The sequence below is a fragment of the Amycolatopsis sp. PSD-21 genome (genome assembly GCF_055561455.1).
Genome location: NZ_CM145712.1, coordinates 9,006,137 through 9,019,245 on the forward strand (window position 1 = coordinate 9,006,137; position 13,109 = coordinate 9,019,245).

11 protein-coding genes are annotated in these 13,109 nt (G+C 69.3%); 4 read left to right on the forward strand and 7 right to left on the reverse strand.

Annotation, left to right across the window (positions count from 1 at the left end; genetic code table 11):
* Positions 1 to 66 precede the first annotated feature (66 nt).
* Entirely contained in the window at positions 67 to 351 is a 285-nt protein-coding gene (locus ACZ1DY_RS42435; protein ID WP_465485635.1) for a transposase, read from the forward strand.
* Positions 348 to 1,229: an IS3 family transposase gene (locus tag ACZ1DY_RS42440; protein WP_465483057.1), complete on the forward strand. Its 882-nt coding sequence runs from the start codon at positions 348 to 350 to the stop codon at positions 1,227 to 1,229. The genes ACZ1DY_RS42435 and ACZ1DY_RS42440 overlap by 4 nt, the downstream gene beginning before the upstream one ends.
* A gap of 375 nt (positions 1,230 to 1,604) precedes the next feature.
* On the opposite strand, the gene ACZ1DY_RS42445 is transcribed toward ACZ1DY_RS42440, so the two are convergent.
* Positions 1,605 to 2,093, reverse strand: a complete 489-nt coding sequence (locus tag ACZ1DY_RS42445) for a nitroreductase/quinone reductase family protein (protein WP_465483058.1) — start codon at positions 2,091 to 2,093, stop codon at positions 1,605 to 1,607.
* Between the two features lie 117 nt (positions 2,094 to 2,210).
* On the opposite strand from ACZ1DY_RS42445, the gene ACZ1DY_RS42450 reads away from it, so the two are divergent.
* Complete coding sequence (locus ACZ1DY_RS42450) at positions 2,211 to 2,900, forward strand: TetR/AcrR family transcriptional regulator (RefSeq protein WP_465483059.1); 690 nt, start codon at positions 2,211 to 2,213, stop codon at positions 2,898 to 2,900.
* On the opposite strand, the gene ACZ1DY_RS42455 is transcribed toward ACZ1DY_RS42450, so the two are convergent.
* Complete coding sequence (locus ACZ1DY_RS42455; RefSeq protein WP_465483060.1) at positions 2,884 to 3,507, reverse strand: TetR/AcrR family transcriptional regulator; 624 nt, start codon at positions 3,505 to 3,507, stop codon at positions 2,884 to 2,886. The genes ACZ1DY_RS42450 and ACZ1DY_RS42455 overlap by 17 nt on opposite strands.
* 9 nt (positions 3,508 to 3,516) lie before the next feature.
* Positions 3,517 to 3,711, reverse strand: a complete 195-nt coding sequence (locus ACZ1DY_RS42460) for a hypothetical protein (protein ID WP_126737559.1) — start codon at positions 3,709 to 3,711, stop codon at positions 3,517 to 3,519.
* Positions 3,712 to 3,881: 170 nt separating this feature from the next.
* On the opposite strand from ACZ1DY_RS42460, the gene ACZ1DY_RS42465 reads away from it, so the two are divergent.
* Positions 3,882 to 5,405 (forward strand): 3-hydroxyacyl-CoA dehydrogenase, encoded by a 1,524-nt coding sequence (locus ACZ1DY_RS42465; protein ID WP_465483061.1) that lies wholly within the window; start codon positions 3,882 to 3,884, stop codon positions 5,403 to 5,405.
* A 51-nt stretch (positions 5,406 to 5,456) separates the two neighbouring features.
* On the opposite strand, the gene ACZ1DY_RS42470 is transcribed toward ACZ1DY_RS42465, so the two are convergent.
* The 4 genes from ACZ1DY_RS42470 to ACZ1DY_RS42485 form a co-directional block, all read right to left on the reverse strand.
* Positions 5,457 to 8,282, reverse strand: coding sequence for a PQQ-dependent sugar dehydrogenase (locus ACZ1DY_RS42470; protein WP_465483062.1), 2,826 nt, complete (start codon positions 8,280 to 8,282; stop codon positions 5,457 to 5,459).
* 87 nt (positions 8,283 to 8,369) lie between these two features.
* Positions 8,370 to 11,357 (reverse strand): PQQ-dependent sugar dehydrogenase, encoded by a 2,988-nt coding sequence (locus ACZ1DY_RS42475; RefSeq protein WP_465483063.1) that lies wholly within the window; start codon positions 11,355 to 11,357, stop codon positions 8,370 to 8,372.
* A 122-nt stretch (positions 11,358 to 11,479) separates the two neighbouring features.
* Positions 11,480 to 12,130, reverse strand: coding sequence for a L,D-transpeptidase (locus ACZ1DY_RS42480; RefSeq protein WP_465483064.1), 651 nt, complete (start codon positions 12,128 to 12,130; stop codon positions 11,480 to 11,482).
* 93 nt (positions 12,131 to 12,223) lie between these two features.
* Complete coding sequence (locus tag ACZ1DY_RS42485) at positions 12,224 to 13,108, reverse strand: serine/threonine-protein kinase (protein ID WP_257483296.1); 885 nt, start codon at positions 13,106 to 13,108, stop codon at positions 12,224 to 12,226.
* Between the last annotated feature and the right edge of the window lies 1 nt (position 13,109).

The window sequence follows — 13,109 nt, forward strand, 5'->3', positions numbered from 1 at the left end:
AGTGGAGTTGCCCCCGTGATGCGGACACCTTGATTCCAGACAGTGGTCTGGAGGGAGGATGTCTTGGTGTCGCGTTCGTCGAAGTATCCGGAGCAGTTCCGTCGGGATGCGGTGGAGCTGGTGGAGTCCGGTGATCGTCCGTTGCGTCAGATCGCTCGTGAGCTGGGTGTCAATCACGAGACCCTGCGGTCGTGGGTGAACAAGGCCAAGGAGGAAGCGGCCGCGCCGGTGGAGGATCCCGCGGTCACCGATGAGGTGCAGCGGTTGCGGAAGCAGGTCGCTGAGCTGCAGAAAGAGAAGGAGATCCTGCGTAAAGCGGCCGCCTATTTTGCCAAAGAGATGGATCGATGATCTACCGCTACCGGTTCATCTCCGAGCATCGCGCCGAGTTCGGTGTGAAGCGGTTGTGCCAGGTCCTGGGCCTGCGCCGGCAGGGTTTCCACGAGTGGGTCGCCGCCGAGGCCGCCCGCGAGGCCGCGGCGGCGCGGGAGCGGGAGCTGGTGGCGGTGATCGCCTCGATCCATGCCGAGCACCGGCGCGCCTACGGTGTCCCGCGGATCACCGCCGAGCTGCGCCGGCGCGGGCGGGTGGTGAACCACAAGCGGGTGGAGCGGTTGATGCGCGAACAGGGCCTGGCCGGGATCACCCGCCGCAAACGCCGGAGCCTGACCACGCCCGCCGCCAGCCCGGTGACGCCGGTGGCGGATGTGCTCCGCCGTGATTTCACCGCCGAGCGTCCGGGTCACCGGTTCGTGGGGGACATCACCTACCTGCCCACGTTCCAGGGCTGGCTCTACCTGGCCACGGTGATCGACCTGCACAACCGCGAGATCGTCGGGCACGCGATGGGCGAGCACCTGCGCGCCGGCCTGGTCTGTGACGCGATCGCCCTGGCCACCGCACGCGGCCTGATCCGCCCCGGCGCGGTGTTCCACTCCGACCGCGGTGTCCAGTACACCTCCGGCCAATTCCGGGCCGCGCTCGCCGATCACCGGATCCGGCCCTCGATCGGACGGGTCGGATCCTGCTACGACAACGCCGTCGCCGAGTCGTTCTTCGCCACCCTCAAAACCGAGATCGGCACCACCATCTGGCCCACCCGTGACCAGGCACGACACGACATATTCCGCTACCTCCACTACTACAACCACAACCGTCTACATTCGACAGTCGGTCACCGAACACCCCACGAAACCCGAACCAGCTACAGTCACCAGCAAGCCGCGTAACAACCCCGTGTCCGGAATCCGGGGGCAACTCCACGAGCCGTCCTGTCAATCACGCGAGTCGGCTGGCTGGGCACGCGTCGGCGGCAGGCAGTCGGCGCAGAATTGAAGACGCGACGCAGGTCGGAGCGGTGACTCCCGTGATCGGGGTCGTAACCCACGTGGTTGAAGGCGTAACTCACGTGATTGGGGTCGCGACTCGCGTGTTTGAAGGCGTAACTCGCGTGATTGAGGACGTGACTCACGTGCGTGGGCGCGTAGCTCGCGTGTTTGGGGGCGTAACTCGCGTGAGTGGGGACGTAACTCGCGTGGCTTGGGTGAGTTGGGGCGGGACGTGGGTGGGGGGTGTGACGGGGTGAAGGGGCGTGGGTCGCGGGGTCAGGCGAGTTTGAAGATCGGGTAGCCAGGCGCGATCTCGAGCAGTTTCTCGTCGGACGCCTTCGCGTCGACACCGTCGAAGAAAACACCGACCTCGAACTTCCAGCGCTTGAGGTACGCGCGGAGGATTTCGGGCTTCTCGGCGTCGGCGAGTTCGGTGTAAGTGAACGTCTCGGTGCGCCGCCCGACGCTGAGCTGGCCTTCACCGGCGACGCGCAGGTTGCGCACCCACTGCGTGACACCACGCGGCGCGACCAGGTAGCGCTCGCCGTCCAGCTTCAGCAGGTTGACCGGGACCGAGCGCAGCTCGCCGCTCTTGCGGCCGCGGACCGAGAGCACCCGGCTCCCCAGGACGCTGACGCCCAGCCTCGTCAGCTTGAGCACGAATTCGTTGAACGCGCTGGTCGCCTTCGCCGGCTTGAGATAGCGGGCGGCATTGCCGACAGCCTTGTCGGAACCGGTGGGGGCGGCGGAAGCGGCGGTGGTCATCTCGTCTCCTCGAGGTCTACGAGAGCAGTGCTCTCTGTTAAGAGCAGTGAACACCGGAGCAGTACATCGTGTCAAGAGCAGTGCTCTCGTTTAAGTGCGATGCTCTATGGTGAGAGCATGGCCGCCACCCAGACCGCGCGCGAACGCGCTCGCGCCGAGCTCACCCGCGAGATCAAGGACGAAGCCCGCCGCCAGCTCGCCGAAGTCGGCGCGCTCGGCCTGTCGCTCCGCGCGGTGGCGCGAGAGCTGGGCATGGTCTCGTCCGCGCTCTACCGGTACTTCTCCAGCCGCGAAGAGCTGCTGACCGCCCTGATCGTCGACGCCTACAACGCCGTCGGCGAAGCCGCGGAGGCGGCAGACGACCCGAAGAAGACCTCACTGGAGCGCTGGGAGTCGATCTGGCACGCGGTCCGCGCCTGGGCGAAGGCGCACCCGCACGAGTACGCGCTGATCTACGGCTCGCCGATCCCCGGCTACCAGGCCCCGCAGGACACCGTCGCCCCGGCCGGACGGGTGGCGTTCGCGCTGGTCGCCGTCCTGCGCGACTCGAACCTCCGAATCGAGACGGAGGTCGGCGACATGCCCGTCGCGCTACACCACCAGCTCGACGCCCTCACCGGGATTCTCAAGATCAACCTGGCCCCGGAGACCGCCTCCCGGCTGATCATGGCCTGGACGCAGCTGTTCGGGATGATCAACTTCGAGCTGTTCGGTCAGTACGTCGGCTCGGTGGACCCGGCGGACGACTTCTTCGCGCACGGGATCCGGCAGATGGCCGAGTTCACCGGGATCAAGATGACCGGCTGAGCGCGGTCCACGACCGCATCAGCAGCTGGACGGCGTCCACCACGTCCTCGTCGCCGGTCCCCTCCGGGCTGAGGAAGCGCTGCAACAGGAGACCGTCCTCGAGCGCGTGCAGGATCAGCGCGAGAAAGGCCGGGTCGGCGGGCGGTTCCACGCCGCGCGCGGCGAGTTCGGTCCGGACCGAGGTCTCCAGCAGCGCCCTTGTCGACTTCTCGCCTTCGCCGACCAGCGGGCGCGCGTCGGGATTCCGCAGCGCGTACAGCGCCAGCTCGGTGCGCAGCGTCAGCCAGCCGGCGAGGTGTTCGGCGCGCTCGACGTTCCACGCGCGCAGCCGGTCCATCATCTCGGCGAAGGAGCCGACGCCGTCTCGCAGCGCCGCGACCTCCTCGGCCTCGCGCTGGGTCCGGCGGCGCAGCAGCTCGACGACCAGCTCGTGCTTGCCGTCGAAGTTGCCGTAGAAGGCGCCGCGGGTGAATCCGGCCCGTTCGGCGATCTGCTCGACGGACGTGCCGTTGACCCCGCGTTCGGAGAACAGCTCGGCGGCCGCCGTGAGCAGGCGCTGCCTGGTCTGCTCGCGGCTTTCTTCCCGCGTCAAGCGTTTCGCCGTCACACGGCGATCTTAGAGTTCGGCGTTCGCCTTCCGGCCGGTCAGCCACACCCCGCCCGCGAGGACGGCGGCGGCGACCACGACGGCCAGCGCGGTGAGCGACCACAACGCCTGGCTCGCCAGGAAAGCGGCGACGGCGCCGAAGAGAACGGCGACGAGGAGCAACGGCGTGGTCCGGACGGCTGCGGCGGCGGGGACGGTGGCCATGGGAGCTTTCCCTTCGGGGTGGGGCGCGGAACACTCGGTTTTCGCGGAGGAGACCGCGCCGGGCAGGCGGCCTTACGCCGAGCAGGGCGCGGATCACCCTTCCGGGCGAGATATCGGCGTGGCGGCTAGCGTCACGAGCGGGAACGACTTCGAGGGAAAGGCGGCTCGCGGTGGAGAAGTGGGCGGAGCAGGTCGGCAGGATCCGGGTCATCGGAACCGGGGTGATGGGCCGGGGCATCGTCCAGCTCGCCGTGACGGCGGGGCTCGAGGTCGAGCTCGCCGACGCCCGGCCCGACGCGGTCGGCGAGGCCATCGAGCACGTCGGCGCGATGCTCGGCAAGCTCGCCGCGAAGGGCAAGATCAGCGAGGAAGCCGCCGAGTCGGCCAGGGGCAGGCTGATCGCGGCCGAGGGCCCGCTGGCCCCCGCCGACGGCGTCGACCTGGTCGTCGAGGCGGTGCGCGAGGACCTGGAGATCAAACGCACGCTGTTCGCCGAACTGGAGCGCGTATGCGGGCCGGACACGGTGTTCGCCACCAACACCAGCTCGCTCTCGGTGACCGAGATCGGGGCCGCGCTGACCGATCCCGGCCGCTTGCTGGGCCTCCACTTCTTCAACCCGGTCCCGCTGATGCGGCTGGTCGAGGTCGTGCCCGGCGCGCGGACCGCCGCCTGGCTGCCGCCCGCCGTGACCGAACTCGTCCGCGGCTGGGGACACGAACCCGTCCTCGCCCGCGACGCGCCGGGTTTCCTGGTCAACCACGCCGGCCGCGGGCTGGGCACGGAGGCGCTGCAGATCCTCGCCGAAGGGATCGCGAGCCCGGCCGAGGTGGACCGCATCGCCCGTGACGTGCTCGGCCTGAAACTCGGCCCGTTCGAGCTGCTCGACCTCACCGGGCTCGACGTCTCGCACGCCGTGCTCGAAAGCATCTGGAGCGGTTTCCACGGCGAACCGCGGCTGCGGCCGTCGTGGCTGACGCGCCCCCGCGTCGCCGCCGGGCTGTTCGGGCGCAAGAACGGCGAAGGCTTCTACTCCTATGTCGACGGACAGCAGCAGGTCGAGCCGGAACCGGCCGCGCCGGAGGCCCCGGCCACGCCGGTGTGGGTCGACGACGAACGGCTCGGCACGCTGCTCTCTTCGGCGGGCATCCAGGTCGTGCACTCCGCCTACCCGGACACCGTCCTGATCGTCAGCCCGATCGGTTCGTCCACTGTGGACGCCGCGCGCGCGGCAGGCCTCCCGGCGGAGCGGGTCGTCGGCGTCGACCCGCTCGGCGGCTACGGGAAACGCCTGACTCTTTCGGTCCACCCCGCGCTCGACCCCGCCGCCGGCCGCACCGCCTGGGGCGCGCTCGCCGCGACCGGCCTGCCGGTGACCGTGGTCCGCGACGGTCCCGCCCCGATCGCGCAGCGGCTGCTGGCGTCGATCGTCAACACCGCCTGCTTCATCGCCGGGCAGCGTCTCGCGACTCCGGAGGACATCGACACCGCCGTCCGGCTCGGCCTCGGCTACCCGCGCGGACCGCTGACCTGGGGCGACGAAACGGGTGCCGAGCTCGTGCTGCGGGTCCTGCGCGGGCTCGTCGCGAGCACCGGCGACCAGCGCTACCGGCCGAGCGCCTGGCTCACCGAACGCGTCGCGCTCGGCCTGCCGCTCGCCTCGACCGGAACCACCCCCGCCGATCTGCTCCGCTGAGACGCGGAAGCGTGAAGGCCCCATCCGGGGGAAGGGGCCTTCACGCGCGGATCACCAGCGGCGGTCGGTCACCGCGCCGGTGGTGCCGTTCCAGAACACGTAGCCGCCCTGGAAGTTGTTCCGCCGTCCACCGGAGACGGAGAACTCGTCGCTGGTCGGGTAGCGCAGGTACGAATGCTCCCAGCCGAGCGCGGCCCAGCGCTGCCGGATGGCCCCGTAGACCCCCTGTGCGTCGGTCGACGGGGTCCAGTAGATCGAGCCGCCCTTGGTGAAGTGGTTGTACCGGCCGACACCGTCCGGCGTGGCCGTCTCGTCGGTGGTCGGGTACCCCATCGGGCCGTGCTCCCAGCCGAGCGCCGCCCACTTGACGCGGATGCTGCCCCAGACGGCACGCGCATCCGTCTGCAGCGTGTAGTAGATCGACGCCTTCTTGCTGAAATGGTTGTATCGCGCGACACCGTCCGGCGTACCCATTTCGTCGGTGGCCGGATATCCCATCGGACCGTGCTCCCAGCCGAGCGCCGCCCACTTCCGCCGGATCATGCCGTAGACCGCGTGCGCGCCGGTTCCGACGGTGTAGTAGATCGACGCCTGCATGACGCCGGGCCAGACCGGGAAGTGGTTGTACCGGCCGACACCGTCCGGAGTGGACTGCTCGTCGGTCGCGGGCGGGCCGAACTTCACGTGCCCGCCGGCGGCGAGGTACATCTTGAGGATCTCGCCCTCGATCTGCCGCACGCCCGTCTCCTTCGACCAGTACAGCCGTCCGCGCTCGTAGGCGCGGAAGCGGACCGTGCCGTCGACGGCCTCGGGCGCGGTCGGCGCGCCGAGCCGTTGCGCCAGCGCGGGTTCGTCGCGGTAGCGCTTGTCGATCGGGGTGCTGTAGTTCGCCGTGATCGTCTGGTCGGCGGCACCCATGGTGATGGTGGTCAGCCGGTCGGCGGCCCCGGTGGACCAGCCGGTGAAGGTCGACGCGCCGTCCGAAGCGACCTCGGCCGCCTGGATCTCCACGGTCGCGCCTTCGACCACCATCGCCGACGCCGCCCCGCCTTCCGCGGTGATGCCGAGCGCCGCGGCGACGTTGCCGGTGAGGGTCAGCCGGTGCTCGCGAGGCTTCGCGACGTAGGTCTTCGAGACCGTGACCCCGGCGCTGTCGGTCGCCGACGCGGTGAACTCCAGGTTGGAGTCCGTGTGGTCGGTGAACGGCATGGCGAACCCGGGGCCGGTGCCGCTTTCGGCCGGATGCGCGTGGCAGACCGCGTTCTCCGGGCAGTGCCGGACCAGGGTGGTCCAGGTGACCGGCAGATCGCCGTCCTCGACGTCGGTGACGGTCGCGCCGACCTCGACCTCCTCACCGATCGCGAACAGGCTGCCACCGGGGTCGGTCATGGTCAGCTTCGGCGAGTGGTTCCCAGGCGCCACGGCGATATCCGTGCTCCCGGACGCCAGCAAGCCGTCCTTCACCGTCAGTTTGGCGGTGAACCTCTCGGTCCCGGCCGCGTAGGTGTGGCTGACCTTCTCGCCCGTGCCGGTGGTGCCGTCGCCGAAGTCCCATTCATAGGTCAGCCGGTCGCCGTCGAAGTCGTACGAACCGCTGCCGTCGAAGGAGACCGTGCGGGTTCCGGGATTCGTCTCGGAAGTGGCGACCGCGACCGGCGCCTTGTTCCCGGTGGTGTAGCTGAGCCGCCGCAGCAGGCCGGTGTAGATGTCGGCGTAGACGATGTCGCCGTTGGCCGCGGCCGAAAACTTGACCGGGCCGCCGATACCGCTGAACTTCGGCGGCGTCTCCCGCGGGCGGACGACGCGGCCCTGCGTGTCGTACTTCGCCGTCCACAGCTTCTGCGTGGCGTAGTCGCCGAAGAAGTACGCACCACGGTATTCCTCCGGATACGACTCTCCATTGTAGACAATGCCGCCGGTGACGCTGTTGCCGTTGTCGGGGCCCTGTCCGTGCGGGATCGCCAGCATCGGCGGGGTGTTCACGACCGAAGCGCACCGTGGCATCGCGGAGTAACCGTCGGTCGGCTGGTTTCCCTCGAAGCACGGCCAGCCGTGGTTCGCGCCCTTCTGGACGAAGCCGACCTCTTCCCACGTACCCCAGCCGACGTCGCCGACCACCGGGAGGCCGGTGCTCGCGTCGATGCTGAACCGGAACGGGCTGCGGAAACCGGTCGCGAAAACCTTGGAGCGCACGGAATCCGGGTTCGCGGCGGTGTAGTACGGGTTGTCCGGAACACCGGCACCGTCGGCGGTGACGTGGAAGATCTTGCCGTAGATCGTGTCGAGGTCGTACACGTTGAGCGCGAACGGATCCGCCGCGCCCTGGAAGCGGGCGCTGTCGCCGATCGAGACCCACACCGTGCCGTCGGGGGCGGCGACGACACCGGTGATGCCGTGGACGTCGGTGTTGCCGGGGCCTTCGATCAGGATCTTCTCGCCGGTCAACCCGGTCGGTTCCGCGGTGCCGGACACCGTCCAGCTCGACGCCCGCAGGACGAACCCGCCACCGGCCTGATTCACCGCACGCGCCGTGTAGATCTTGCGCGAAGTGGCGAAGTCGGGCGCGACCGCGATACCCGTCAGGCCCAGGTCACTGGCGGTCCGGACGTCGGTCAGGTTCGCGATCTCCCTGATCTGGCCGGTGGTGGACAACCACGCGACCTTGCCCGCCTTCCCGGTGGTCAGGATCGAGCCGTCGGGCAGGTAGGCGAAGTCGGTCAGGTCGTACGGCGCCTGCCCGCTCTGCTGGTCACGCAGCACGAAGCCGGGCGGCAACAGCGGCGCCGCGGACGCCGAAGTGGACGTCGACGGCACCAGCAAGGTCGCCAGCAGCACCACCGCGACGGCTTGGCAGAGCGCGCGGAATCTCGAAGGCATGCGTGGACCCCTTTCCCCAGTCGAACATCCCATCGACCGAGCCCACCTGGGCATTTCACTCTTTCGAGTGGCTTGATTGAACCGTAATCACCACCGTCGGTCGATCACCTGGCCCGTGCTCCGGTTCCAGGTGACGTAACCGCCCTGGAAGTTGTTCCGCCGTCCGATGGGGATACTGAATTCGTCCGTCGTCGGGTAGCGCAGGTACGACCGCTCCCAGCCGAGCGCGGCCCAGCGCTGCCGGATCGCCCCGTAGACCCCTTGCGCGCCGGTCGACGGCGTCCAATAGATCGAGCCACCTTTGGTGAAGTGGTTGAAGCGGCCGACACCGTCCGGCGTGCCCGACTCGTCGGTGGTCGGGTAGCCCATCGGCCCGTGCTCCCAGCCGAGCGCCGCCCAGCGCTGCCGGATCGCCCCATAGATCCCGTGTGCGTCGGTCGACGGCGTCCAGTAGATCGAACCGCCCTTGGTGAAGTGGTTGTACCGGCCGACACCGTCCGGAGTCGCTGTCTCATCCGTGGTCGGGTATCCCATCGGGCCGTGCTCCCAGCCGAGCGCGGCCCACTTGACCCGGATACGGCCCCAGACCGCACGCGCGTCCGTCTGCAGCGTGTAGTAGATCGACGCGTTCTTGCTGAAATGGTTGTAGCGCGCGACACCGTCCGGCGTACCCATTTCGTCTGTCGTCGGGTACCCCATCGGCCCGTGCTCCCACCCCAGCGCCGCCCACTTGACCCGGATCCGCCCGTACACCGCGTGCGCGCCGGTCGACGGGGTCCAGTAGATCGACGACAGCCCCGGGCCCGGACGGTACGGGAAGTGGTTGTACCGGCCGACGCCGTCCGGCGTGGCGGTCTCGTCGGTCGCGGGCGGCCCGAACGTCCGGTGCCCGCCCAGCGCGAGATACCGCGCCAGGATGTCGCCCTCGATCTGCTTCACTCCGGTCTCGGCGCTCCAGTAGAGCCTGCCGTTCGCATACGGCCGGTAGCGCACGGGCCCGTCGGCGACCTCGGGCCCGGTCGGCGCGCCGAGCCGTTGCCGCAGCGCGGGTTCCGCCTGGTAGCGCTGGTCGATCGGGGTGAGGTAGTTCGCGGTCAGGGTCAGGTCGCCCGCCGGGACGGTGACGGTCACCGTGCGCGTTGTCCTCCCGTCGGACCAGCTCGCGAACTTCGAAACGCCGTCGGCGGCGATCTCGTCCGCCACGACCTCGAACGTCGCGCCCTCGGTCACCATCGCGGTGTTGACCCCGCCTTCCGCCGGGATGCTCACCGCCGCCGGGACACTCGAGGCAAGGGACAACCGGTGTTCGCGCGGCATGGCGACGTAGGTCCTGCTCGCCGTCACGCCGGCGCTGTCGGTCACCGTCGCGGTGATCTCGATCCGGGAGTCCTGGTGATCGGTGAAGGGCACGGTGAAAGCCGTTCCACCGCCCGGCGAACCGGGATGCGCGTGGCAGGTCGATTCCTCCGGGCAATGGCGGATCAGCGTCGTCCACGAGACCGGCAGCGCGCCATCCTCGGCGTCCGTGGCCGTCGCCTCGACGACGACCGGTTCCCCGACGGCGAACGTCCGCGCACCGGGATCCGTCATCGCGAGTTCCGGGGAATGGTTTCCGGGCACCACGACGACGTCGGTGCTCGCGGACGCGCCGAGCCGGTCGGTGACGGTGAGGCGCGCGGACGCCCGTTCGATCCCGGCCCCGTAGGCATGGGTCACGCGGGCCCCGGTCTGGCTCGTGCCGTCGCCGAAATCCCAGTGGTACGTCAGCGGATCGCCGTCGAAATCGTAGGAACCGGCGCCGTCGAAGGTCACCGTCCTCGTCGACGGTTCGGTGCTCGACGCCGCCACCGCCACCGGTTCGGCGTTCGTCCCCGGATAGCTGAGCCGCCGCAGGTTCCCGGTGTGGATGTCGGCGAAGACGATGTCCCCGTTGGCCGCGGCCGCGAACTTGACCGGGCCGCCGACGCCGGTGAACTTCGGTGGCCGCTCGGGCGCGCGGACGAGCCTGCCCTGGCTGTCGTAGGTCATCGTCCAGATCTTCTGCGTGACATAGTCCCCGAAGAAGAACGCGCCGCGATATTCGTCCGGATAGGACGATCCACTGTAGACGATCCCGGCGGTGACGCTGTTCCCTTCGTCGGCGCCGGAACCGTGGTGGTACGCGATGACCGGCGCCGTGTTGACCACACCCGCGCAACCGGCGAGCCCGGAATACCCGGGCGTCGGCGCGTTTCCTTCCCAGCAGGGCCAGGCGTGGTTCGCCCCCGGCCGCACGACGTCCACCTCTTCCCAGGTGTTCCAGCCGACGTCCCCGACGACCGGGAGGCCGAGCCGCGGGTCCAGGGAGAACCGGAACGGGCTGCGGAAGCCGCCGGCGAAGACCTTGGAACGATTGGCGTTCGGCGCCGCGGCCGAGTAGTACGGGTTACCGGGGACGCCGGCGCCGTCCGGGGTGATGTGCAGGATCTTGCCGTAGAGCTGATCGAGGTCGAGCGAGCGCAGCGCGCCGGGATCCACGCGGGTGAAGTCGGCGGCGTCGCCGATGGAGATCCACAAGGTCCCGTCGGGTGCCGCGACGAGCCCGCTGATGCCGTGGACCTCGTGGAACCCGGGGAGGTCGACGAGCACCCGTTCGTTCGCGAGCCCCGTCGGGACGTCCGTGCCGGTCACCGTCCAGCGCGCCACCCGCATGGTGAACCCGCCACCGGAGGTGTCGAACGACCACGTGAGGTAGATCTGGCGCGAGGTGGCGAAATCCGGTGCGACGGCCAAGCCGACGAGGCCGAGGTCGCTGCGGTCGTGGACGGGAAGGTTCGCGATCGTCCGCGCCGGACCACCGGGAGGCACCCAGGCGACCTTGCCGCTCTTGCCGGTGCTGAGCACCGAACCGTCCGGCAGATAAGCGAAATCCGTCAGATCGAAGGCGGCTTGACCACTCGGCTGGTCACGCAGCACGAAACCCGACGGCAGGGTGGGCGCCGCCGCCGCTTCCGGCGCGCCCACCCATCCAGGGAGAAGCAGGATTGAAACCGACAGTGCGGCGAACAGGCGAACGAGTACCCGGCTTCTGATCATCTGTACTTCCCTGCTTCCGGCGTGTCATGGCACGTCGCCGGAGGCGGGGAAGTCATTGCGGTCGGGAGCTTTCATTTATCTCAAAGCAATCGAACCGCAATGATCGTCACGCGGTGGAACGATCAGGGCACGACCTGTACGACGCCGCCCTTCTGCAGCAACGCGAAGTACTTCTGCGAAGCCGCCGCGGACAGGTGGATGCAGCCGTGCGAATACACCGAGAGGCTGCCGGTGTGGAACGCGATACCCGGCAGGAAGAACACGGAGTTCGGCATCGGCGCGTCGAACTGCTTCGAGTGGTAGTTCTTGACCTTGGCCGAAACGTGGAAGACGCCCGTCGGCGTGGCGTACCCCTTCTTGCCGGGGAGCTGTTTGACCGGGCCGTAGATGACCTTGCCGTCCTGCAGCAACCACGTCTTCAGCGCCGAGAGGTCGACGCAGGCGCTCACCCCCGGCGAGGCCAGCGCGGCCTTGCAGGGAACGTCGGCGGCGTTCGGGGCGGGCTTGGGCGCCGGCTTCGGCGTGGGTTTCGGCGTCGGCTTGGGCTTGGAGGACGTCGGCTTCGGCGTGGAGCTGCTGCTGCTCGGCGTCGGTGTCGGCGTCGCGGACGAGGTCGACGGTGTCTGAGACGACACAGACGGCGCCGACGTGGTCGTGGTCCCGCCCTGAGCGACGCCACCGCCACCGGGCGCGCCGCCACCGGTGTTGCCGGAACACGCGGTCAGCACCAGCGCGGTGGCCAGTGCGGTCACCCCCACCAGGATCTTCTTCACGACCCGTACCCCCGTTGTCCGTAGTCCGTCCGACATGGGTAAAGACGGAGCTCACCCGCCCGGGGTTGTTGATCGGATGGTCACGATCGCGTCTCAGGGCACGCGGCCGACGACCCGCGCGTACATCCGGCCCGGATTGGCGCCTTCGTCCAGGTATCCCGGCAGCGGCGGCAGGTCCCGCGCGAATCCGGCCAGCCTGCCGAACAGTTCGTCCGCGTCGGCGGGGCGCCGTTCCGGGTCCTTCTCCAGCAGATCCGCGAGCAGGTCGTTCAGTCCACGCGGGACACCGTCCACCTCGGCCGGACTCTCCTTGACCTGTTTCTCGAACACCGCGTACGCCGTCGGCCCGGTGAACAGCTGCCTGCCGGTCAGCATTTCGTGCAGGACGCAGCCCAGCGCGTACAGATCGCTGCGTGGCCCGGCGATCCCGCGCTGGATCTGCTCGGGCGCCATGTACGCGGGGGTGCCGAGGATCTGCCCGGCGCGGGTGAACTGGGCGACGTCGGTCTCGCGCAGCATCGCGAGCCCGAAGTCGAGCACCTTCACGCTGCCGTCGGGGCACAGCATCAGGTTGGTGGGTTTGAGATCGCGGTGGCAGATGGACAGCGCGTGCGCGGCGGACAGCACGGCGCACGCCTGCGCGGCGATCGCGGCCGCCCACGGCACCGGCAGCGGACCGTGTTCGGCGGCGAGGTCGGCGACGGTCACGCCTTCGATGAACTGCATGACCTGGTACAACCGCTCGTCGTAGGTGCCGAAGTCGTAGAGCGTCGGCGCGCCAGCGTGTTCCAAGGTCGCGAGGATCCGCGCCTCACGGATGAACCGTTGTTCGAGCTCGGCGTCGGGACCGCCGGGAAGCCCGAGGAACTTCACCGCCACGCGGCGGCCAAGATGCCGGTCGTGGCCGGCGTAGACCGCGCCCATCCCACCTCGCCCGAGCGGCAGCTCGTCGAGTTCGTAACGGTCCGCGATCAACAAC

Bases quoted from the DNA above. Each gene is read 5' to 3' on its own strand.
- ACZ1DY_RS42440 (WP_465483057.1), top strand. From the start codon at position 348: ATGATCTACCGCTACCGGTTCATCTCCGAGCATCGCGCCGAGTTCGGT.
- ACZ1DY_RS42460 (WP_126737559.1), bottom strand. From the start codon at position 3,711: ATGGCCACCGTCCCCGCCGCCGCAGCCGTCCGGACCACGCCGTTGCTC.
- ACZ1DY_RS42450 (WP_465483059.1), top strand. From the start codon at position 2,211: ATGGCCGCCACCCAGACCGCGCGCGAACGCGCTCGCGCCGAGCTCACC.
- ACZ1DY_RS42445 (WP_465483058.1), bottom strand. From the start codon at position 2,093: ATGACCACCGCCGCTTCCGCCGCCCCCACCGGTTCCGACAAGGCTGTC.
- ACZ1DY_RS42475 (WP_465483063.1), bottom strand. From the start codon at position 11,357: ATGATCAGAAGCCGGGTACTCGTTCGCCTGTTCGCCGCACTGTCGGTT.
- ACZ1DY_RS42470 (WP_465483062.1), bottom strand. From the start codon at position 8,282: ATGCCTTCGAGATTCCGCGCGCTCTGCCAAGCCGTCGCGGTGGTGCTG.